Consider the following 24,491-nt stretch of genomic DNA (forward strand, 5'->3'; position numbering starts at 1 on the left):
AACTAAATTTGAGGGCCGGGCGGACACAAGGTCCGCCCCTACATTTCCAACTTGATTCCCATGCGGCAATTTTTTCCAAAAATTTTATTTACAATGTCACCTTCTCCAAAATGAATGCCAATACATTAGTGAATAGACAATATACGGGAACATAACTACGAGAAATCAGATGAACAATCATAATACAAAACTATTTACAACAAAAAGTTGGGTGATTGCTATATCGGCGATTATTACCGGTGCGTCTATTTCACTGGTGAGAGAATATTACAATACCAACGTCATCACAACCCAAAGCATTATTATTTCGCTGATAACGCTTGTCATAGGTCTCATCATTATTGCTGGTGTGGCATGGTGGGCGAATAAACCTGAGGAGGAAAGCTAAAATGGAGTTAGCAAATTTACAAGGTCTTATCCCTATAGTATGCGGTATATACTTCTATCTTATTGCCAACGGAACGCTACCAAAAAATCCCAAAGAACCAGAGAAACTGGAATTGTGGCGTAAAAAATTTGGCAAAATGATGAAAACCCTTTGCCCTATTATTGTCGTCTTTGGCATTTTGCAACTCACGGGTGTTGTGTAGTAACGCTAAGGGTTTGTCAATTTAAGAGAAGAGTTTCGTTTTCCGTATTGGTGCCCTCACCATCAAAATAGCAGGTTTCAGCTACGCTGAAACCTGCTATTTTCATACCTCTCCCACAGGGAGAGGTGTAATGCGTCTCTTTTGTTAAAAACAAAATTCTCTTGAGTTGCAGGTCAAAAGTTATAACGCTACTATCTTTTTGAGAGTAGTTGTGTATTCAACGGTACCAAATAACACAATAAGATAAATGAAGACGTGTTACGCCTCTCCCTGTGGGAGAGGCATGAGAATTAAGGCTTTTAGCGAAGCTAAAACCTTAAATTCGATGGTGAGGGCACCAATACGGAAAACGAAACTCTTAACCTAAGTCGACAAACAACACTCTAATTATTTCCCACGCAAACTATTGCGATATCCCCAAATAATCAAATTCTTATCCGCACTACCAGACAAAATATATTGGTTATCGCCAAAAAATTGTACGGTATTTACGTCTGCGGTATGATGGCGAAGTACAAGCAATTGTTCTCCTGTTTGCGCATTCCAAACGCGTGCCGTATAGTCCCCCGACGCTGAAACGAGTCTGTCACCGCTCTGACTAAACCCGACACTTTTTACCAATGTTTTGTGTCCGCGAATATCGAGAACTTTTTCTCCTGACACAAAATTATACACAAGGATATTGCTCCCCATAGCAATGGCCACTTGATCTTTGGATGGATGGAGCGCCATACTGCGAATGATGTCTTTCGCCACGGTAAATTTATATTTTTGTTGTCGTGTTTCGGTATCGTAGACAATACATATTCGATGCCCTACCATAGCAAAATATTTGCCGTCTTCGGAAAAGATTACCTGTCTTGCCGTATACCTGAATTTTTTTTCCCAAAGAACATTACGCGACTTTAAATCAAAAAGACGTATCGTGCGGTCTCCTTCAACAATCATATACGTACCGTAAATATCAAAGGCCCCAACATTCTTGCGAAATGTTTTAAAACTTTCGTTTTTGGATGTTTCAATATCCGTCAATTTAACATAACCATTGCTGTGGTTCGAGACGATATAGGTCTTATTGTGCATATCGACAAATTTACACACTCTTGGATCACTGTAACAAGGAAAGCGTTGCAGTAATTTGTGTTGTGACAGGCTGTATAAGTAAATAAAATGCTGTGCAGCAACGGCGATTAGATTTTTTTTGCGGTGGATGTCACAGTGATAAACAGCGGTATTCATCGCAATAGTGCGCGCGCCATTTACGAAGGGGTCCCACATTTTCATGCTACCATCAAGAGAAGTCGAAATAATATGCTTGGTACCGCGTATGTAGAAACAAGAAGCCACAGCATTGCTATGTCCACGGAAAGTTCGCGTCAACGTTTTATTTTTGACATCCCAGACTTTGATAACATTATCTTCGCCTCCCGAAAGAATGTATTTATTGTCTACCGAAAAATCCAAACCGTAAATAATTTTTGCGACTCTTTTATTACTTGAACTGTCGTGTTCTTGCAATGTCGTTAAACAACTACCATCTTTCATGTTCCAAATTTTGATTTGAAAATTATCTCCCGCGGTTGCCAAATACCTGCCATCGTCACTAAATCTACAAATGTACGTCATACCGGAATGCGCCAGTTTATATATATTTTTACGCATCGCAATATCAAATACATGGACCTTGCCAAGTGCTCCTGTATAGGCAAACCAGTTTTGCCGTTGTGGATGAAAACTTCCACAACGTACATACACATTTTTTTCGAAGTGCTCAAACATCTGTTTTCGCGTAGCTAACGACAAAAATATTAGCTTGTTTTCACACACAACTGCCAAAATACCATTGCGATTTATATCTAAATACCGGATGCGATCCTTAAACTCCCAACGTTGCTCTTTGCGCTTTGTCGACATATTCCACATGGTCACCACGTTATGGTCAGCGACGACGAGATAATTTCCGTCATGTGTAAACGCACCATAAAACGCATCGTCACTACCCTTCATCTTTAAAATAGAAATTTCGTCACTGAGTGATAACGGCCAAATTTTGATACGATTTCCTTCACAGGAAGCGATAATTTTTTGCGCGTAATTTATCGCAATATGTCCAGAAACGTCGTGTTTGCGACTACGTACTTCGTTATGACTTTTTTCACGCAGATAATACCATTCCCAATTGCGTAAATATTTCGGACAGTATTCTTTGGAAGTCAACAATTTGTCTACTAAAGCCACATTGTTATTTTCCAAATAGCTATCACTCATCGCAATAACGTATGGATAAAGACTTTCACGCGAATTTTTACGTTCCTGTTGTAACTCTTGTTGTTTCTTCCCCAATAATTCTTCTTGTATAGAGATTTCACGTTCTTTTTGGTTGAGTTTGCGCGTTAACTGTTCCTCACGCTGTGTAAGTTCGATTTGCTTACGTGTCAATTGTACGCTAAAAAAGATAAGAAGTAGTACGATGGCGATGGTAAAAACAGTAACAATCGAAGCAATTACAATATTACGTCGCCACCACTTCACAAGGTTACTGTACATACTCGGGGGCTTGGCGATAATAGGACGGTGCTCTAAGATGTTTTGTAAATCTTCGGCAAAAGCACTTACGTTACGATAGCGTTTTTGTGGTTTTTTCTCTAAACACTTCAAACAAACAGCTTCTAATTCGAGAGAAATTTCGGGATTTAACGCTCTTGGTGCGACAGGCGCGGCGTTTACGACTTGGTATAAAATATTGACCGAAGTTTTGCCTTGAAAGACACGTCTCTTCGTCAAGGCCTCGTATAAAGTCGCTCCTAAAGAATACACATCGGTACGCACATCGAGTTCTTGTTCATGAACCTGTTCCGGCGAAGCATACGCAGGTGTTCCCACAAAATTTCGCGATAAAGACAAATCACCATCCATCACTTTTGCTAAACCAAAATCCATGACCTTAGCAGCGTTACTTTTGGTGAGCATTATATTTTCAGGTTTCAAGTCGCGATGAATAATCTTATGATCGTGAGCAACTTGCAATGCTGTTGCCACTTGTATAAAAATAGAAATGACTTCTTTTTCGTTTAGTTCAAAATTTTTGATATAGTGATCCAAAGAGTATCCGTCGATAAACTCCATGGTAAAGTAGTTTAAGGGCTCTTCACCAATTTCAAATATTTTAACAATACCTGGATGATCGAGAATGGCAATGGCCTTGGCCTCTTGTTGAAAGCGCTGAATTAGGTTAGAACTAACTCCTTGTATAATTTTCAAAGCTGCGTGGCGATTGAGTTTTTGGTCAAAAATTTTAAAGACAATTCCCATGCCACCACGGCCTAGTTCTTTTACAATTTTGTAATGTTTGAAAAACGATCCTACGGAAAATGCGGCATCGGTTTTACTTTGCGTCAACAAATCAGTGGTGTCTTCGTTGGCAATCTTTGAAGGAACACCATTGTCATTTTGCGTGATGGTATTGTACTCGTTTTCTAAATGAAAGAATTGTTGTGGATTGATAAATTTGCCATATAGAAGTATTTGCGCCAACAAAATTTTTTGTCCGTTTTGTAAACAACTCTTCTGGTAATCGAGGCATTTCTCTAAATCTTGTTGTGGCAATCGCAAACCAATTTTTTGCATCACAAATTTGTCAAAATTCATACAAAACCTCTACTTCACTTTTAACTGCCGCAAATCAGGATAGTTTTTATATAGAAATTTATGAAATTCATATTTCTCTCTGCCACTTCTACGGCCATTTTGTCCACGTACATGTATTTCGTACAAATAATCTAACATCGTTTGTGCTAACTGTGGTTTGCGATGACTTAGGTAAATGCGTGGCAATTGCATGTGATCGCGAAATAACTCGTCGAAAGGATTTCTTTCGTTGCCTTTTATCAATAAATTTTTTTCAAATAGAGCTTGCGCTTCCCTAAATTCTTTTAAAAAGAAGTAAAGGTGTGCCACTTCACCGCGAAAGATCAAATCCTCACTGTATTGTAGTTGATGTAAGTATTTCATCGCTTCTTGTTTACGATTTTGCCGTACCGCTTCTTCTGCGAGTTTAAACAAATAAATTTGTTGTAAATATCCCGCGCGATTTTCCATATTCAGTTGCAATGCTTTGTGCATACCAGAAAGTGAGTGTGAACGAAATAGTGAATCGGCAAACAAGTATCTTTCGTTTTGTGGGTCTAGTTTCACCGCAAATTGCAGATATTTAATGGTAGGGTGCGACCTTTGCGAAAAGAAAAAATAAATCTGATCAAATTTATTATTCAACATAAAGTCATGCGATTCCGTCGACACAATTTGTGCTTTTTTGTTGTTGCGCACCTCGCGGATACATGTATTAAAAAAGTTTTGGTACAGCCCTAACGCCACTGCCTCTTTGTAGTTCGTTGTTGCTTGTTGCGCCTTATGTAAAAGCGTATTGAGCTGCTCTTTGTTACTTAAAGTTGCATAACTAGATATCGCAAATTTTTGCACCGCTTTATCACTATGATCGCAAAACTTCTTTGCGATAAATTGTTTTTCACGCTTTGTCAAAGGGCGCAAAAATCCAATTTGCTTTTTCTCTGCGGCGGTAAGGCTTATTTCTTCGTGGAGCTGGTGCAACAGGAAGGCCAACAACTTTTTGTCCCTAACTTGTTGCATTTCTCTTAGAGAAAAATGAATGTTCAACCACGATATAATATAAGAGACCGAGCACTGTGTGGTGACAGGTAAAGACTGTAGTGTTTTGTCGATATATTTAAAGAAAAATATCGCGCGTGCCATCATCGCTACGCTGCGCTTTTCCAGTTTGCGTTTTCCTCCTAGGAAAAATTTATAAAAAGAAAAGATGTATGCCGCTGTTGCTTCTAAAGGAGTTTGAAGTAACTTTTGTTGGTAAAAATCGTCTTCGAAAATCAGCGTATTTTGTAATCCTATGGACCACGCAAATAATGCTCGAATGCGTATTAAAATTTCATCGGAGGACAAACATTTCTTTATTTGCGGCATAAGTTGCAATATATCTACTTTGCATCTCTCGCAAAAGGAAAGAACCACATCTTGTACTTGAATGCAAGGATCTTCCAAACCACGTCGGTACCAATTGAGATATAAATTATTTTGCGTCGTGTTATTGCTACTCCATATTTGATAGTGCGCAAAAACTCTAATATTTTCGTCTTTATGTGACAAAGCTTTTTGCAAAATCTTTCTTATTTTGGGCCACTCCGCGGGCAAATCACGAATAGAAGCAATGCCGTGCAAACTTGCCGCAGCAGCAACAGAAACTTTAAAAGAAGAGCTATCCATCAAATCGTAGAGTAAATCCCGCTCACGCTGGGGAATAGAGATACGCTTTTCTTTATTGCTAAAATTGCGTCCAAAAGAATCTCTACGTTTAAAAAAATGCGGTACAAACATCGACCTCGCCACAACAAACTGCAAAAATTCAAAATCGCGCCCGGAAAATGTATTTTTTAACTTATAAATATCCAAAAATACAGAGTTGTCCTGTGCGAGAAAAGCCTCGCGCAATACAACTGTCGCTAAAATACGCAACGCACTATCTTGCCCAGAATCGTTGGCGATACGCATGACAGGAGAAAAACCATATAGTTGGAGACATGCATTCAATATGAGATATTTCTCAAACAAACTATTGGCAAAATAGAGCGCCTCGAAAAACTGCCCTTTACTAAACTCCCAAGAGTTAGGTATACGTCGGCTGCGATACATTTGCGCTAACTTATGATAAATAGCCCGCGATTGCTCGCGTATCCTTTCGCTGGTGATTTTTTTCTGCATCCACACAATATCTTTTTTGATTTGCGACGTCAAATCTTTGCGCTGTAAAAATTTTTTGATATCAGAGTCAAAATTCTTGCTATAACGCGACGTGTATAAGGCCGCTTCTACTTGTTTGTACATTGCAGGCGACGATAGAGTATCGAGAAATATGGTAATCGAAGCATTGACATTTTTACGTGCCATCTGCCATGAGGTATATTCTTCGGTGTATAGCTTTTCTATCTCATACCATTTTTCTGCGAACATCTGCGGTGGCTTTGTGACAAATTGAGTAGTAAAAACATGAGCAATGAGTTGATAACAATGCTCACTTAGTTGTGGATTGTGGTAAGGAATCTCATGGATCAACTGTGCGGCTTCAAAGTCGTGGTCCATCAAAAAAGCGCGTCGTAAGTAATAAAAAGCCTTATAATATTTCTGCTGCTGCATATATAATTTGCCAAGAGAAATGGCATAACGCGTAACGAAGGGGGACAATGCGACACAACGTTCTAGATACTTTTGCGCTTTAGAAAACTCCTTCGTTTCTTCCATATATATATTGGTAATGTACTCTAGCAAAATAACATCTTGGCGAAGATCTTGTTCTGCCTTGAGTAAGTACTTCAACGCTCGTTTTTTCTCTTGTAGATGAAAAAGGCAAACCCCGCGATAGTAATCTGCTGCCGGAATATTCACCACATTATGGAGAAGTTGTAAAGCTCTATAGTATTTTTTTTGATGGTAGAAAACCAGGGCTTTGTAATAAGAAACTTCCGAGAATATTTCTTTGTCTTTTTCAATAAATGCAAGAACTTCAGAGGTACGCTTATATTGTTTTTCACGATAAAAAGCTTTGGCGATATAGAGAACATGTGTGGATTTCAACTGCGAAAAGTCAATACTCATTTTTTCTATTTGTAGAAATTGTTTGTTATGAATAAAAGTGACCACTTTCTCTACGCGCTTTTGGATTTGTTTTTCTTCACTGCTAAGCTGCGCTTTCACGGTAAATTCACGGTTATACAGGGCATAGCAAACCACCATAATAACAACGACAACTGTAGAAACAAAACCGCGTAGTAATTTACGGTAATCGGCCTTCACTTTCTTGTTGGCGAAAAAGTTGTCCAAATCACCACATAAAAGTTCGAGATTTTCATAACGATAACGCTTCTCACGTTCTGTGGCTTTTTTCCAGATAATTTGCAAACGACGGTCAATACTTGGATTGATTTTAAGCGGTGCAATAATAGTTCCACGGCGAATATTGAACATGACCTCTAAAAGATTACTACCCCCGATCATGCGTTTTCCCGTTAGGATTTCATAAAGAATAGTTCCCAAGGCGTATACATCTACCTGTTCATCTATCTGCGAACGCTGGCCAACAATTTGCTCAGGTGCCATGTAACACGGTGTTCCAATTAAATCGCGCGTCTTGGTTAGGTCATATTCTTTTTCATTGTTACGCCGTGCAAGACCAAAGTCAATCACATAAGGTTTGCCATCGTTACTCACCAAAATATTGTCCGGTTTTAAATCGCGGTGAATCACCTGTTGGCGATGAGCGTAACGAATCGCCGCTGATATTTTGACAAAAATACGCAACTTTGTTTCCAGGCACGACTGTTCCTCTATGTAACTAGCTAATGTCTGCCCTAATATATAATCCATAACAATATATCGTTCGTCCCCGACAACTCCAGCAGCATATACCTTGGCAATATGTGGATGATCTAGCTGTGCGGTAATTTCCATTTCGCGTTGGAAACGAACATCACTAGCGCGATTAGAGCTTCTTTTCATCACCTTAATCGCCACCTCGCGTTGTGGTGAGCGCTGCATAGCTTTGTACACAACGCCCATAGCCCCTTGGCCAATTTTCCCCACAATTGTATATTTTTTTTCGAGATGATTTAATATATTCGCCATATGATTTCTTTTCAACTCGCAAAAACCTTTACTCATCAAAGTTTTTTACTGCGCGAAAGCCAACTTCATTTTTTGTTGCAAAACTGGAAAAATAGTAAACGTAAGCATGATTGCATTGCATTCGCGGAGACATCCACGAGCCACCACGTACCATCCGCGAATCTGGTTTGGTGCCTTGTCCGAGGCACCATTCAAATACGTTACCCAACATATCGTGCAAACCAAATAAATTACGCGGTGTCGACCCCACAGGTTGTGTTACTGTACCTTCGGTTACCCAGTTCACATTGGTATCACGAAAATTTTTTCCGCGTTTTTGCAGTACCAACTGCCAATAGTCAGCGCACACCACATATGATGGAATAAACGTATTATTTCCCCAATAATAATACGCTTTTACGCGAGAACGACATGCATATTCCCATTGTTTGCCACTGGGTAAATCAAAACCATATTTTTGGCAAAAACGTTGCGCATCGCGCCAACTGACATTTTCCACAGGATGCAAGTCACCTTTTGCGTATACGTTTTTATTGAATTGCGACGGATTCTTTCCCATACTTTTTCGCCATTGCTGCTGTGTGACTTCGTATTTCCCAATCATAAATGGTGATAAATCAATACCAGTTGTTGGTAGTAATACAAATTCAATCCCCGTCTCAAGATGTTTATATTCTCTTACTGTGTTGCGAACATTTCCTAGTTCATAGGTAATTCTACCAGTAAAGACAAAACCATCTATATCTTTAGATATTATAATTTTTTTACTTTTTTCTTTAGGTAAAACTCTAGCTTTTTCTTTTGTCACAGGCTTTTGTATTTTTCGCGGCACGGTCTTTTGTCTCGGTTTATTTTTGACAGGATTTGTCGCAGACGTTTTATTTGTTGTGATTTTCGTGCGCATAGGCTGCTTATAGATAAAACGCTTGATGGCCTTGCGTTGAGAAATCACAACAGCACCAACAACCATGACACCTATCACCGCAAATAACAAACATTTTGATTTTTTCGGCGGCGTTTGTGTTGTGGAACGTTTTGCTTTTGCTTTACGCGATTTTGTTCTCGCATTGCGCGATTTATTCGCAGCAGCAATGGTTTGTATGGAGTTTGCTTGCTGTGCCAAGCGATTCTGCAAACGATTTGATTCTGCAAAGTGAGGTTTGTCATCATGTGAAGTGGTACTGTTTTGCGGCAACGACGTTGCGGTTTTGGCAACGGTTTTTTCACGAGAGATATCCACAATGGTTTCCTGCTGCTTATTCTCTAGAGGAATTGCGCTAAAAACGGCCACACATTCTTCTGCAGTCGGGCGTTGCTGAACATCTTTCTCGAAACAGCGATTTAGCAAGTCGTACACAGAGTTGTCGAGAGGAAATTTGCTACATTTTGCTATGGGCTTTGGGTCTTGGCAGGTAATTTTCATCATCAGTTGTGTTATGTTTTCGCCGGCAAAAGGATATTCGTGACAAATCACTACAAACATAATTACCGCAAAAGACCATATGTCTGTCGCAGTGTAGGCTTGGCCATTGATCGCTTCGGGAGCAGCATACTTAGGTGTATACCCACCTTTCAATGATCGCAGTGATTCTGCCATATATGTCATTTGTGAAGTACCAAAGTCGGAAATTTTGATCTCACCGTTATGCAAAAGAATATTTTGCGGTTTTAAATCGCGGTGAATTAGAGCGTCTGGCTGAAGGCTGTGTGCTGCTTGTAATCCACAGGCTATTTGTCGTCCCCAATGATAGATATCCTTTATAGTGTAGGACTTTGCCATTCTTTGCGCCAATGTTCCTTCATTGCAAAACTCCAAAGCAATATACGGTTCGGTAACACTGTGGTCGATTACTTTTACCACATGTGGACAAATCGCCAAACGCGCGGTAAGAAGCGCTTCATTGGAAAATACTTGCCCTATTTGCATCCGCGCCCACATTTCGCCTTCACGATCACTCTTGCCTTCTTCTTGGGCATATTGACGTAAAACACTTTCTGCGGGTTTTTTAATGGCGACGAGTCTCTCGTGGCGTTGTCTTTTGTCGACTTCAATTCCCAAATAAACTTTACCAAAAGCACCACTACCTAATTCACGCAAAATCCCATATTTTCCAATAGTAGAAAATACATTACCTAGTGGTTGCCATGCACCTTGTTGTGTACGACATAACTCGTTTTTATCTATTTCCTGGGCAATAATTTTGCTAAAAATCTCCGTTGTTGCCAAAACTTGCCCATTTTGTAACTGCCAATGTTTGTGTTTTGTCAAATCCATACAATCTCCGCCACAAGTACCAAATATCCCTATTTTTTTACCAATGCCCGTCTATATATGATATAATGCCGCGGCAAAAATGAACAGGAGAAAAAATTGAGATTAACTGATTATTGTCATTTACATGTGGAAAAGTTACTAAGCGCAGGAGACGTTGCCATTGACGCCACAGTGGGAAACGGACACGACACGAGCTTTCTTGCACGCATCGTGGGAAAAACAGGTAAAGTATTTGGTTTTGATATCCAACACCAGGCCATCATAAATACGCAAAAACGCTTAGAACAACTTGCGCTTCATCAACGCGTCGAAATTTTTCACACCAGTCATGCAGAAATGCTAGAGCACATTCCGCAGAATTATCACCAAAAAATAAAGGTTGTGATGTTCAACCTCGGTTACCTACCCGGGGGAGACAAAAACATCATCACGGCTGCGTCGACAACCCTAACAGCTTTTTCTCATAGCCTAGATTTATTACAAAGTGGTGGAAATTTAGTTGTTATGGTCTATACAGGTCACAGCGGCGGAGAATGCGAATGGAATGAAATTCAGCAGTGGTTTACCTCTTTAGAGAAGAGTATTTATACAGTTATGTTTCCAGTGGAACCGTCTCCGCGTAAGGAAGTCCCCAAATTATTTGTGATAGAAAAAAGATAGGAGTCTATTGTGGCTTGTAAAATTGTATTACTCGATGTTGATGGAGTTCTCACAGATGGTTCTATCTACATCGACAAGAACGGTGATGAATTCAAACGTTTTAATGTAAAAGATGGCCTTGGGATCAAACGCTTACAACAACATGGAATTGAAGTGGGTGTTATCACCGGGCGTTCTTCACTAGCACTTTATAAACGCCTGGAAAAGTTGGGAGTTACTCTCATCTACGATAATATTAGTGAAAAATTACCGGTTTACGAGCAAATACTTATTGAAAAAAATATAAGCGACGAAGAAGCTTGCTACATGGGAGACGATCTACCTGATATTCCCATCTTACAACGAGTTAAAATTGCGGGATGCCCGGCAGATGCGGTAGATGAAGTTCACAATGTTTGTCAATTTAAGAGTAAACGTGAAGGTGGACGCGGAGCTGTTCGTGAATTTGCCGAGTTTATCTTGCAACAAAATTAATGAATATAAAACACATATTGACTTTTTTTATACTTACAACGATGTGCTTGAGTGCAACACTATTGTGCGATTTGTTTGATCAAAATTTTCTCATTCCCAAACAACTCGTTTTCCAACTATGTACTTTAATTGCTTTTACACTATGGATATGGCGCCACAATAACATCTACATTCGTAAAGTAAATCCTTTGTTACTAAGCTGTTTGTTGTTTTTTTCATGGGCCGCGATCTCAAGTTTTGTATCCCCAAACCCTTTTGTTGCGATCAGTAAATACACCTTTTGGTTTTGCGGTGTTCTGTTTTTAGCACTTCTCATTCACATTCCTTTACGCAAGTCACTTGTGAAACAAACATGGTTCACCATCATGTTTGTTGTCGTAGGTATTTCTTATTTGCAGTACGCAGAACTTTCCCCTGTGCCAATGGTACGACCTAACTTTTACGGATCTACACTAGGAAATCCTAATTTTGTCGCCTGCTTGGCAGCCGCAACAGCCGTGTCTCTCTGTGGTTATATCAAGACGTTGTGTGGTTATCGAAAAATTTGCTGTGTTATTTCCATTATATTTTTCATATTTCCTGTACTATTTATTGGCTCTCGTGGGGCACTTGTTGGCTTATTTGTCGCATGTATTGTATTCATTCTATTGCGCAAAAACTATTTTGCAATGCTAAGCGTTGCCATACTATTTGTCGTCATGTGCTCCATTCCGCTATACCAAGGACGTAGTTTGTGGAACAAAGAGAGTTTTCACCAATATGGAGCTACCAGAGAACGTATTGTCATTTGGGTTAGTTCATGGCGCACTTTTCGCGAACACATGTGGGTGGGGACAGGCTTTGAACAATGGTATCAAAAAGCATGGCATCATAAAAACCGTTTTGCAACTGCGCGTGGCAACGAGGTGTATAAACCAGCAACCAAGCGCATTTTTGCCCACACCCACAACGATTACCTGGAAATATTCCTTGAAACAGGTATAATAGGGGGGTGTTTATTTATTGTATTGTTATTATTGATGCTGTATTATGCTTATACTGACTATAAAAAAACACGCTGTAGTATAGGTGCTGGTCACTTTGCTGCATTGTTCGTCTTACTAACCCATTCACTGGTCAGTTTTCCACTACAAACAGCTTTTGGTTATATGTGTTTATTGCTCAATTGGTTTTTCATTTTACGTACTCCATCACACAGCACGACAATACAAAAACCAGCATGGGCAATTATTGCAATGTTATTACTTCTTATTTGCAATACAATCAGTTGGGCATTTGCCCACCTAATATAAGAAAAGGTCGTTATGGATTTTACTTTATACAAATTTGGTCCTGGCCAATCTTTTGGTGAGTATAAAATAGCAGAGTTTTTAGGTCGTGGTGGTATGGGGGCTGTGTACAGCGCTGTGCACAAAAATTCAGGTAGAAAAGTAGCCATCAAACTCATTTTTAACAAAGAGTTTGGTATTACTCAAAAACGTTTCTTGCGCGAAGCAGAAATTACCGCCAATTTGAATCACCCCAATATAGTCAGAATATACACGGCAGGAGCTCAATCAGGCGTTTTTTACTTAGTGATGGAGTATATCAACGGAACAACGTTAGACAAATATCTAAATAAACACCGCATGTCTGTCCACCAAAAAGCACGCTTACTATACCCCATTGCCAAAGCTTTGGCTTATGCCCATGACCAGAACGTCGTCCATCGCGATTTAAAACCCAACAATATCATGATAGATGGCAATGGCACTCCTAAACTCATGGATTTTGGACTCGCCAAAAATGTCGCTAGTGACCGCTTTGCACTTACGCAGTCGGGGGAATTTTCAGGAACACCACACTATATGGCCCCTGAAGTTCTGCTTGGTAAACCTAAAGAAGTCGATTTTCGCGTAGACATTTATGCTTTTGGAGCCATTATGTATGAAGTGATGGCGGGACAGATGATGGTCGGTGGAAAAAAAAGCGAAGAGGTTTTTCAAAATATACGCTACACGAAACCTGTGATGTTAAATAAGCGTAACAACAAAGTACCTGAACAACTCAACGACATTTGGATGATGTGTGTTACAGAAAAAAAACTGCGCTATGAAAGCACACATTTGTTAGTGAATGACTTAGAAAATTTTTTGAATCCACAAAAAAAGACATTTCGCCGTCCAAGATTCCACTTTCGTCCAGTTCACGGCATTATACTTGCTTGCATTCTTCTGATAAGCGTTGTGTTCTTTCTCCGCGAAGATGTCACAACGATGGACTACGAACCGGATAAAGGTATCTTGCTCATTCGTGCCAAAAACTCTATAAAGCAGCGTAACTTTAGTGATGCTATTTATGATTTACATATCCTGCGTAAACACGATGAAAAAAACGCCACAGCTCTTCTCATGGAAGCTTATGTACTTTCAGGAAAATATTCTCTGGCAAAGCAGTTATTTGAAAAGCACTACAAACTACAAGATGAAATCCCGCACAATGTACTTTTGCATGTGGCCATTCTCTACAGTAAAGTTGCGCAAATCCAGGATAAAAAATACTACACGATGTCTGATAAAATTTTGCAAAAAATTTTACGACTCCAAGATGTCGATGCAAAGATTTTATACAAAGCGCACTTTTACAAGGGGGTATTGTTGTTTGAAGAGCGTAATTATTCGCTAGCACTATCTCATTTTCGCAAAGTAAAAATTGTTCTCATCAATGACAATCAAATGCTAAACAAACTGTTTTTCTATTTGGGGGTATGTTACTTAGAAACCGACCAACCTCACAAAGCGATTTCTTTTCTGGAACGCGCTCAAAAGCAAAGTGTAAATAGTCACGAAATTTTATTTTTTCTTGGCCAGGCATATTTAAAACAAAATTTGCCTTCTCGTGCGAAAAAAGCTTTTGAAAAATGTCTAAGGGTTGACCCTAAGAATAGCGCATACCGAACTTTTTATGCACGAAGTTTACTACGACAAGGAAAAAACGTCAAATGCCAACATATCCTCCAGGACGTTTTTGTCAACGAAGAACAACCAAATTTTACCGTTTTTAACGGCTTGTGTGAGCTTGGTTTATTTGAGCCAATTTTGCAACAAAACAATCTCGTACTACTACGCAACGAATGTACCAAAAAAATCTTACCGAAACTACCTAACCTATTCATTGAAAATTTAGTGGCCATTCGCGACAAGTACTTATTTAGCTTCCAAGAAAGAAAGCATCTAAAGACCAAAAGCCAAGTAGATTTAAAACCTATTTTGCAAAGTTTACGCGAAAATAAAAATACTTCCCTACAGCTACGCATTCGCGAACATCTACTCAGTTTGCGCTACCAAAGCAACATTACAAAAGATTTAAAAAACTTTGCACAAAAAAGTTTTTCAGATATTCGTTCCATTATTTATGAAGTGGTCACTCAAATAAAACATACTAAAGGCGAAGAATACGTAGAAGACCATTATTACTATCTAGCGCAATTTTTTATCGACAGCAGTGCTTTACGCGGATTTCATGACGCGATAAACTACGATGAAGTATATAAAATACTCATATCACACCCGAACATTTTCTACAAATATCTTGCCGCAAAGTATTTGATAAAATCGTATAAAATAGAACTCCTTGATGAGGTTTCTTTGCGATCCAACACGCTTGAATCATCTATCATCGCCACTTGCGTGTTACGCCAAGCGGGGTTTCCCATTTTTTTTACCGATGATGATAATCGTTACAAAGTACTCGAAACAAATTTACCTGCTCAGCAACAAAAATTTTTAATATACTTAGTATGTCATAGTATTTATTATCGTGCCCATTTCATCAACAAAATGCGTATCGAATTGGGAAAAAAAACGGTGGCATTCCTAGAAAAAATGCTACAAAACAAAGACGAGCGTATTCAACTGTGCGCCGCGGGAACACTGATCTCCTCTTTAAATAATACACTCGAAGATACTCCCGCACGTTTATCAACTTATGCACAAAAACGCTGCCAACAGATTGTCTTACGAAACCTAAATAACACGTCGACAAATATGCGCCATTATGCCTACATGTACTTATGGCACTCCATGTCACAAAACAATCTCGAAGCTCAAAATTTCTATCTTGATCACTACAAAAAGGGGCTTAGGGACAAGGATACCTCTATTATTTTAGTAAACTTATTCTTCAGTGACTCTTTCAGGCACCACGTTAATTTTCCATCTCTACGTCCCATTTTAAGGCGACTAATATTTAAAGAACGCAAAACAAAGCTAATGTTCAAAGCCACTCATGTTTGGGCACAAACGAGCCCTGGACAACAAGACATGCGTAGTCTTTTAAGCAATGAACTCTTAAGTTACAATGAAAAAACATTTATCTACACAATGCTGTTTATTCATTTTGTTTCACAAATGAATCAAGGAATGACCAAAAAGCGTCTGCAATTAGCCATTGACGTCATTGAACTCATTAGTTCTCACACCCCGCAAGATCCCGACGAATATTTTCGCGGACAAATTTACTTTCACTTATCTTTATTTGGGCAACCTAACTTATCCGATATCTACAAGGAAAAAAGTGATCTAGTCAAAACCATTATTCTAACTCACTTACACTTACCTGTTGTTCAAGAATCCGTAATGCGTTTTCTAATGAAAATACACCTTCCCACTCGCTATGAAAAAATTAAGTGTCTCAAAGAATTCGCAAAAAGTAGTCATCCACAACTTCGCAAAGCGAGCTATATTTCACTAACCGCTTTGACAAAAAAATACAAAGACCTGGAAAATATGGTAAAAGAAGCAAAGGAAAGCAACGACGAAGCGCGAAAAGAAGGCACGGCCATCGGCCTATACAATCGCTTGATGTATTATGAAGTGATGAGTGAACAAGAATATTCGCGCTACATAGCGCTAAATGAGCCCATAGAAGCAAAGTATGACTTGTACATAGAAAAATTAACATCCATGGCTTATCGCTTAAAGCCACTACAAAAAAAATGGCTACAGATTTTAACCTGGGCCATTGATCTACACCCAGAAGCGAAATATCTATATGAAAAAGCTCTACTCCTCGGCGAGAAGCCCACACAAAAAACGTTGTGGCTACTGAGGAAGGCCATAAAAAAAAATGATTACCCATTGTATCGTTTACAACTGGCAAAATCTTTGTGGAAGAAGCATGGAACAGAACAAAAAAAGCAAATCGAAAAACAATTGAATTTTATCAAAAATGTCAATCGCGTTGAATTGTTACGTCAAATTGTCGACTTATATGAAAAACTAGGTATGTATGATCAGAGTCGCCTACTATATTACAAGTTGTTTCTAACCCAACCTTTTTCGGCTCTTTATGCAAATAAAATGAGTACTTTGTACGAAACAACTAGCAAGAAACGGCGCGAACAGTTTGAAACACATGAAAATCTGTGCAAACGTATAAAGAAAAAATAACTTTACTTATTGTTATCATAAAGTTATGCCTAACATATCACAGTTTGCCCTGGCACCAAGGGGTTTATTCTCTTAAACTTCTTTAGGCACATCTCCGCAATATGCTCTTTCCAAAATGCGGCATTTTTATTGGTTCTTTTGCAGTACTCTTCCACAAAAAATATTTTCTCTTCTTCGGAGCACATTTGCATAAAATCTCTGAAGATTCCCAACAAGTCAAAATCTAAACTACGTCCAACAGGTGCCTTTTTAAAATGCCCTTTGGGACAATCCACACAAAATAATTGATGATTCTTATCAATGAGTATATTGCGCATACGCCACCCACCATGAGAAAAACGACGGTTGCACATCAGTGCTGTCATTTCCGCTAGGCGTAAAATTAAATTTTGTCGAAGTATCGGATCTTTACACTCAATAAAAAATGGTATTAAATTTTGTGATTCTTCTATTTCTTGCATTCCAATAATTGCCCAACGCAAGCGACCAAATTGTCTATTTTCTGCACAAAAAATCACTTCAGGGTGTGGAATCCCCATTTCGGAAAAACAATCAAAGGAATGCTTTTCGCGAAACGTATAACTCGGCCGTCCCAAAAATCGATAGTTGGGAGTATAAGAATACTTCTTGATAAAACATTTTACATTGCCTAACTGTAGCTTTGATATAACTACCCTACCTGCTTCAATAAAAATTTGTCCCTGACTAGCCAAAGAATCTACTTGTTCCACATCTACAATATCGATACCTAAATCAAATTTTTCATTTACAAATAGCTTACTCATACATTTTCTCCATTTACTGCATATGTAATAAACTTCCAAATGTTATTCCAACGGCGCTTGAAAAAATGATTTTTTGCATTATAAACTGTCGCGATAGTAATGTTATTTTTTTTTGCTACCTGCAATTGATTTTCAATAGAGAACCATAAATCTTTTTCTGGTATACAAATGAGTGATTTGCTACCATGTTTTACAATTTCGTCGTATACTCCGTAACCTGGATGAGCAATCTCTTCCATACTTTTTTTTATTGAATTCAAGAAAGGCGCTTTGTCTTCAATGGAGTCTTTTATGCCATTCCAATGGTCATAATCTAGCCATTGACCATCCATTAGAACATCCCAAAGTTTTGGATTGTAACTGCGCTCGCGGCAAAAAAGTTTCGTAAACAAATATTGGGTCTGTTCGCGATACATAAACTCTAAAGCCTGCCGTGAGTTTAAAATCGGAGAAAAAAGAAAAAGCTTTTGAAAAGAAAAACTATTTGCTAACCTTAATATACCTGCTCCACCGGCGCTATGTCCAACCCCATACAAAGGCGGATGAATTTTTAGGTGCTGCATAAAATACCGAGCATCTTGTACTGCTTGGTGAAAGCAATAGTTTCCTTGAGATTCACCATGGGAGCGAGGATTGTATAGTATTAAATCAAATTTTTTTAAAATATCACAATAATTTTGGTATAAATGAGAGCGTATATCTCCCATTCCACAAGGCCATAAAAAAAAAGTCCCCTGTGAATTTTGACGTTTTATGTGCTGAAAATCAACGAGAGTACCGTCCTGCGCTTGATGTAAATTACTCATATAGATTATCCTGAATGTAGAGTGTATTATGAATATTGCTTCTTTACCATGGTACGATTTTCCCGAAATCAAACCAGCAACAGACTCGTTTTGGCATTTTTTCGCATCACGCCTAAAAAAAGCAGGTTTCCATCCGCCCGACTTTCTAACAAGAAACATATCCTATAAGCACCAATGGCAGTCACCTTTTCTCCTTTTCAGTCAGGCATGTGGATACGATGTGGTAAAGCCTTTCATTCGAGACCTCCGCGTAGTCGCAACACCTTGTTACAATGTTCCTGATTGCTTAGACCACAACTATTCAAGTTTTATTATCGTACGTAGTGACGCGAAGATAGAAAGTATTGAAGACCTATACCATAAATCATGCGCCATTAATTGTCAACATTCTCACTCAGGAGCAAACATATTGTATTTTGTCGTAGCAAATTACGTCAAAAACTGCACAAATTTTTTTTCACGTGCCGAATATAGCGGTTCCCACGAAAACTCCATACGAATGGTTAGCGAAAATAAAGTAGATACTGCGGCCATCGATTGTCTTAGCTATCACATTTTAAAAAAATTTCGTCCACAACTTTTCAAAAAAATACGCATCATTCACCGTACCCCGCATGCTCCTGCTCCTCCTTACGTCACAAGTGCTTCGCGATCAGAATTAGAAATAACAACAATACGCGAGATATTATGGGAACTAAACGAAGCTCCGCAAATGCAACCTATCTTTCGCGAATTATTCATTCGTGAAATCAAATATATTCCTTTCGAAGAATATTTCCACATTCTCGACATGGAAAAAATTGCGCTCAAAAAATATATTCAAACAGGAGAAAACAACTAGGTCATTTCTCTTCGCCTACTTGAAAAACTCGCCTCTTCTCACAACTGGGCAACTACCATACTCGAAGATGTATATGTGGAAGACGATATTCGCGAATGGGCGAACCAAGACAAATTGCAATTGTAAACCAGGAAGAACAAATATGGATATTTCCAGTACTATATTACAAAAAGCCATACAAAAACTAACTCATAGTGGTATATGCTCAACGCAACAAGCGGTGCAATTGTGGAATAATTGGCAAAAAAATACCGGAGGTAGCGTAGAAGACTTTTTGCTTTCTCAGGGAATCGATAAAAGTTTAGTGCAAACGCTATTGAGCAATGACAATGAAATGCCCAGAAACGCACAAGCACCTCCAAAAACCATAGGTAACTATCACATTATCCAAGAAATTGCCCGTGGGGGTATGGGAATTGTTTACAAAGCAAAGAGTAGCACAGAAATTGTAGCGATCAAAGTTCTTATTTCCGATGGAGAAGACGAAATACAGCGCTTTGTACGCGAAGCAAAAACGATGCGGCAAATGCAACATCCCAATATTATTTCTATTTATGAAATGGGAACACACAATGGTCGTCACTACTATGTCATGCCGTACATACAAGGCAAAACTTTAGAATATTTTATCAAACAAAATGGCCGTCTACGTAAAAATATCCAAATATTGCAAAAGATAGCCACCGCTCTTCATCAATGCCATAAAAATGGAATTCTGCATCGCGATTTAAAACCATCCAATATTCTAATCAATGAAAAGGGAGAAGCGTTTCTCACCGACTTTGGACTGGCAAAAATTACAGGAGCGAACTCTTCACTAACAAAAAGTAATATCGCCATGGGAACTCCGCTCTATATGTCTCCCGAACAAATGGAGGACTCAAAAACAGCGGCACCGCAAAGTGACATCTACAGTATGGGAATTATTCTATACGAAATTCTTACAGGACAATTGCCTTTTGTCGCAAACAATATCATTGAACTGCGCATCAAGATACAAAAGGGGGATTTCCCCCGACCTTCGCAAATCCATCCAAAAATCTCCAAAACAATCGAAGCGATTTGCCTCAAGTGCTTACAACAAGACCCACAAAAACGCTATGCGACATCCCAAGAACTCGCAAGAGAGTTAGATCGTTTTCTCAAAGGAAGAAGAACCAAAGCAAAAGAAACGTCACTGCGAACTTCGCATATGCATAGCAATTTCAAAAAATATAGTATTGTGATTGCCCTGTTGTTATTGAATTTCGCAACAATCGCTTTTTTTCTATCCCGCAACAACGCTCCACAAAAGTACCAAAAGTTTTTCTCCGTGCAGCCAATACAAGAAGAAGACGTGTTACCTATTGCACAACGCGAATTTCCACCTCACCCAGCTATTCGCAGCAAAAAGGAAATTCAACAAGTCTTAAGTAGTCGTGCGGATTCTTTACAAGGAAAAGTCTATAACTGGCAAGGAAAATATTACTTGTATGTATACAACAAAGTTTCGTGGAAAAAAGCGCAGCAAATTTGTCGCTATTTAGGTGGACATTTAGTCACAATAAATGCACCAGAAGAAGAAAATTTCTTGCTGTCATTTATTCCACCAAGTAGCCCATTATGGATTGGAATAAGACCTAACGCCGACAAATGGCAAAACAAGGAAATTCTGAGTTATAGCAATTGGCCTATTTACTCAGGTAAAGATTTAGAAACAACGGGAACGGTGCTAACGACAAATACACAAGACAAGCACACGATCTGGTCAGCACAGGAAGAGAAAACACCGCTTCGTTTTATTTGTGAATGGGGGAAACAACAAAAAATTTTGCCGAAAAACGTCAAGCGTCACAAAATATATTCCTTCGTCAAAAAAAACTATACAGCGGCCAAAGTGGTCCAAGTAACATACTCAGATCAGATGCAAGGTTCGGTGGTCTTTCGCTATCGCAATACTTCTAAGCTACTCACGTCTTTTTCCATCAATAAATATATCAAAGACTATCAATTTTTTTATGCTTCCGTCAGCATGCCGGGCTTGGTCGAGGGAAAAGGTGAATCGGTGATCCACATAAAAGTCAACGATTCATTTCTGCAAAAAAACTATGTTTTAAGCAATCGCATATTACAAACGCAAATTTTCAACATAGATTCCTTTATTCACAACGGAGAAAATAGCATAGAAATACATTTGGCAAACTCACAATACGTATATTTTCTCAAAGAGTTTCACATTTATGCGATTAAGCGCACTAAATAAAGTTGTGTATGCCTGTTATTCGTAAACTATCTTTTATTCAATTTGTGTGCTATGATTTGGAAATTGCGTTTGCCGTAAAAATTGCGAAAGCCTTTTTCGATGTAGCTCACTGTCATTTTTAAATTTCGTTGATTGGAAACAAAAATCTGCTGTGCCGTTCTCTTCTTAGAATGGCGTTCATAACAAACTTCCCACATACTGCGATCATCTTTGCCACACAGATAAACAACTTTCTTACCAGAAATGGCAACAAAAAATACATACTCACCTCTTGCGCTGAGACGTTTATTTTTGTAAGTCAAAAATAACTCCCCTTTGGTTTTCTGGATACGAAAATTTTGAGTATCCGTGTTCTGAGTATTTTTGTGTACCACAGGTAGTTTAAAATCTGCTTCTGTAGGAAACTCAATTGCATAACCTAATTTGTAATGCTTGGTGACAAATAACAACGCAAATGCTTCTAACGCCATTTGCAAACGCGTCCACTTTACTTTGCCTCCAGCAGTAGATGTATCATAAGAAGACTCTACTTTTAAAGTGTTGCGGTTGAGTACTTTTTGTAACATACGACCATTAGGAGTGAAACAACTATAGTTAATCTTATCTTTGTTCTCGCCTGCGATAAAAACAAACTCATTCGCAGGAGTAATTACTTTGCCATCGTATGTTAAGCGGAATTTTGTAATTTGTATTTTTTTGGCCGGACGATAAGCACGCACGCTTTTAAAAACAGCGACAATATTCTCACAGCGCATAATATTTTTTTCAAACTGCGAGGCATGTAGCCATTGACGTCGATTGTAAGCGTGTACAGCTTGTGCAATGCCATGATTGCGCTCTTGGGGAAGAATTTCACGTATGGAACGCTCATGTTTATCTATGTTTACTTTCGAGGGGCTTATTTCTCTTGTGTAATCGTGCAAATTTTGCAATAAAACACTTTGTGCGGTGGCACGTATGCTTTTGCCGCGAGCAATCATTTTCTCCATTTTCTGCATACGACGCTGAAAACCCCCATCACTGCGAAAAGCATACTCAAAATAAAAAGAAGCTAATTTGTAAAAAAATACGTGGTCGTCGCGCCATTTTTTTTGATTGGCAATCATTTTCTCCATCTGCGTCTCATCCACAATATCCATTTTATTACGTAGCTCTTCAAAAAAAGTGTCCATCGCCGAAACTGTACGTGACTTTTTCACGACTGTCTCTTGCGACTTTTGTACAATACCTTTTCTCTTTTCGCCAGAAAGTTTCCACATGGACACAACAAGAATAATCATCGAAATAAGAAATATCATAACAGAAATGGCGATGGGGGATTTGCTGTACTTTAACATTTTGCGCCACAAACTTTGTAAAATATTCAAGCGACTTGCCTGCACCACATCTCCATTTGCAAAGGCGATAAGATCTTCTTTAAATTCGCCTGCGGTTTGATAACGCCACTCGCGTTTTTTCGCAATTGCCTTAAAACAAATACACTCTAAATCTTGAGGAATTCGCGGTTTTATTTTGCGAATCGAAGGTGGTTCTTCATTTAAAATTTGCGTAAGAACGTGTTGGAATGTCTTTCCCGAAAAAATAACACGCTTTGTCAAAATTTCATATAAAGTTGCTCCAAGAGAATAAATATCACTACGCCCGTCGACATCGCGATGTATTCCTTGCGCTTGTTCAGGAGGCATATACAAAATTGTCCCCAAGAGTGCTCCCGTACGTGACAACTTCTTACTGCTTTCCGCAGTCTTTGCTAACCCAAAATCCATAATCCGCGGTTCGCCCTTATCATCGACCATAATGTTAGCAGGCTTTAAGTCTCGATGTACAATGCCTTGGGAATGAACATAGTGTAATGCGTCACATATTTTAATCATCATCTGCACAGTTTTCTTTACCGTTAAGGTTGACGCAGCAATGATCTCTTTCAAAGATTTTCCCGTAATATATTCCATCGCCAGGTAAGGATGACCATTTTCCACACCAATATCATAAACTTTGACAATATTAGGATGATCAAATTTCGCCGTAGCTTTCGCTTCGCGCATAAAACGATCAATATCTTCTTGATGACTATTGTCTCCTGCTAAGAGCAATTTCAATGCAACAACACGCTGTAATTGCGTATCCATACATTTATAGACAACTCCCATACCACCACGTCCTATTTCCTGTAAAACGTGGTATCTTTGAATTTGTAACGTCCTCTGCGGAGCAGGTTGCGAACTTCCTCCCTGCTGCGACGCACGCATCACCACCTGAATCTGCTCCATTGACATCAGCCGCGACTGCAACAACACTTGCATGATGCTAGAATGACTATTCGTTTTCTTCATTTCCAAACACTGTGCCGCCTGCTTTGCATCCAAATAGCCCATTGCAACTGCTCTGCGACAGAACTCAATTTCATGTTGTGACATATCTTCTCTAAACCAAGTTGTAATAGAATATTTATAGCCGTAACCGTCATCGTAGCCGTAACCGTCATCGTTACCGTCACCCTGACCGTGACCGTAATCGTAAATAAAAGACTTACGCCACGTGTCATCCCTGACTTGATCAGGGAACCAGACGCTTTCAAGTCAAATTTGTATTGCTGGTTTCCCGCTTTCGCGGGAATGACATGAATTTGTAAGTCTTTTATTGAATAACACTTACTTATTAAGTCAATAGCATTGGACCGTG

General features: G+C 39.0%; 14 protein-coding genes. 8 read left to right on the forward strand and 6 right to left on the reverse strand.

Features of this window, described 5'->3' with window-relative positions:
- Positions 1 to 169 precede the first annotated feature (169 nt).
- The gene (locus UABAM_RS12445) at positions 170 to 388 is read left to right on the forward strand and encodes a hypothetical protein (RefSeq protein ID WP_151968331.1); all 219 of its coding nucleotides are present in this window, start codon (positions 170 to 172) and stop codon (positions 386 to 388) included.
- A gap of 1 nt (position 389) precedes the next feature.
- Positions 390 to 590 carry a hypothetical protein gene (locus tag UABAM_RS12450; RefSeq protein ID WP_151968332.1) on the forward strand — a complete coding sequence of 67 codons (201 nt, stop codon included), beginning with the start codon at positions 390 to 392 and terminating at the stop codon, positions 588 to 590.
- Positions 591 to 977: 387 nt separating this feature from the next.
- Here UABAM_RS12450 and UABAM_RS12455 read toward each other — a convergent pair whose 3' ends face one another.
- From UABAM_RS12455 to UABAM_RS12465, 3 genes are read right to left on the reverse strand one after another with little or no spacing between them, the layout of a single operon-like run.
- Positions 978 to 4,238 carry a WD40 repeat domain-containing serine/threonine protein kinase gene (locus tag UABAM_RS12455; protein WP_151968333.1) on the reverse strand — a complete coding sequence of 1,087 codons (3,261 nt, stop codon included), beginning with the start codon at positions 4,236 to 4,238 and terminating at the stop codon, positions 978 to 980.
- A gap of 9 nt (positions 4,239 to 4,247) precedes the next feature.
- Positions 4,248 to 8,297, reverse strand: a complete 4,050-nt coding sequence (locus UABAM_RS12460; protein ID WP_173013276.1) for a serine/threonine-protein kinase — start codon at positions 8,295 to 8,297, stop codon at positions 4,248 to 4,250.
- 28 nt (positions 8,298 to 8,325) lie between these two features.
- Positions 8,326 to 10,572 carry a protein kinase domain-containing protein gene (locus UABAM_RS12465; protein WP_151968335.1) on the reverse strand — a complete coding sequence of 749 codons (2,247 nt, stop codon included), beginning with the start codon at positions 10,570 to 10,572 and terminating at the stop codon, positions 8,326 to 8,328.
- Positions 10,573 to 10,668: 96 nt separating this feature from the next.
- Between UABAM_RS12465 and UABAM_RS12470 the strand changes: the two genes are divergently transcribed.
- Genes UABAM_RS12470 through UABAM_RS12485 form a run of 4 tightly spaced genes read left to right on the forward strand, consistent with a single transcriptional unit; the run spans position 10,669 to position 17,135 of the window.
- The gene (locus tag UABAM_RS12470; RefSeq protein ID WP_173013277.1) at positions 10,669 to 11,232 is read left to right on the forward strand and encodes a class I SAM-dependent methyltransferase; all 564 of its coding nucleotides are present in this window, start codon (positions 10,669 to 10,671) and stop codon (positions 11,230 to 11,232) included.
- 9 nt (positions 11,233 to 11,241) lie between these two features.
- Positions 11,242 to 11,706, forward strand: coding sequence for a KdsC family phosphatase (locus tag UABAM_RS12475; RefSeq protein WP_173013278.1), 465 nt, complete (start codon positions 11,242 to 11,244; stop codon positions 11,704 to 11,706).
- Positions 11,706 to 12,998, forward strand: coding sequence for an O-antigen ligase family protein (locus UABAM_RS12480; protein WP_151968336.1), 1,293 nt, complete (start codon positions 11,706 to 11,708; stop codon positions 12,996 to 12,998). Before UABAM_RS12475 ends, UABAM_RS12480 begins: the two co-directional genes overlap by 1 nt.
- Before the next feature lie 12 nt (positions 12,999 to 13,010).
- Complete coding sequence (locus UABAM_RS12485; protein ID WP_151968337.1) at positions 13,011 to 17,135, forward strand: serine/threonine-protein kinase; 4,125 nt, start codon at positions 13,011 to 13,013, stop codon at positions 17,133 to 17,135.
- Between the two features lie 29 nt (positions 17,136 to 17,164).
- Here UABAM_RS12485 and UABAM_RS12490 read toward each other — a convergent pair whose 3' ends face one another.
- Positions 17,165 to 17,920 (reverse strand): lipopolysaccharide kinase InaA family protein, encoded by a 756-nt coding sequence (locus tag UABAM_RS12490; RefSeq protein WP_151968338.1) that lies wholly within the window; start codon positions 17,918 to 17,920, stop codon positions 17,165 to 17,167.
- On the reverse strand, positions 17,917 to 18,726 hold the full coding sequence (locus UABAM_RS12495) for an alpha/beta fold hydrolase (protein WP_151968339.1): 810 nt from the start codon (positions 18,724 to 18,726) through the stop codon (positions 17,917 to 17,919). Before UABAM_RS12495 ends, UABAM_RS12490 begins: the two co-directional genes overlap by 4 nt.
- Positions 18,727 to 18,754: 28 nt before the next feature.
- Here UABAM_RS12495 and UABAM_RS12500 point away from each other — a divergent pair, with 28 nt between their 5' ends.
- Positions 18,755 to 19,567 (forward strand): PhnD/SsuA/transferrin family substrate-binding protein, encoded by an 813-nt coding sequence (locus tag UABAM_RS12500; RefSeq protein WP_151968340.1) that lies wholly within the window; start codon positions 18,755 to 18,757, stop codon positions 19,565 to 19,567.
- 142 nt (positions 19,568 to 19,709) lie between these two features.
- Positions 19,710 to 21,809 carry a protein kinase domain-containing protein gene (locus UABAM_RS12505; protein WP_173013279.1) on the forward strand — a complete coding sequence of 700 codons (2,100 nt, stop codon included), beginning with the start codon at positions 19,710 to 19,712 and terminating at the stop codon, positions 21,807 to 21,809.
- A gap of 26 nt (positions 21,810 to 21,835) precedes the next feature.
- Here UABAM_RS12505 and UABAM_RS12510 read toward each other — a convergent pair whose 3' ends face one another.
- Positions 21,836 to 24,226, reverse strand: a complete 2,391-nt coding sequence (locus tag UABAM_RS12510; RefSeq protein ID WP_151968342.1) for a serine/threonine-protein kinase — start codon at positions 24,224 to 24,226, stop codon at positions 21,836 to 21,838.
- Positions 24,227 to 24,491 lie beyond the last annotated feature (265 nt).

It is taken from the genome of Candidatus Uabimicrobium amorphum (genome assembly GCF_009002475.1).
GTDB lineage: Bacteria > Planctomycetota > Uabimicrobiia > Uabimicrobiales > Uabimicrobiaceae > Uabimicrobium > Uabimicrobium amorphum.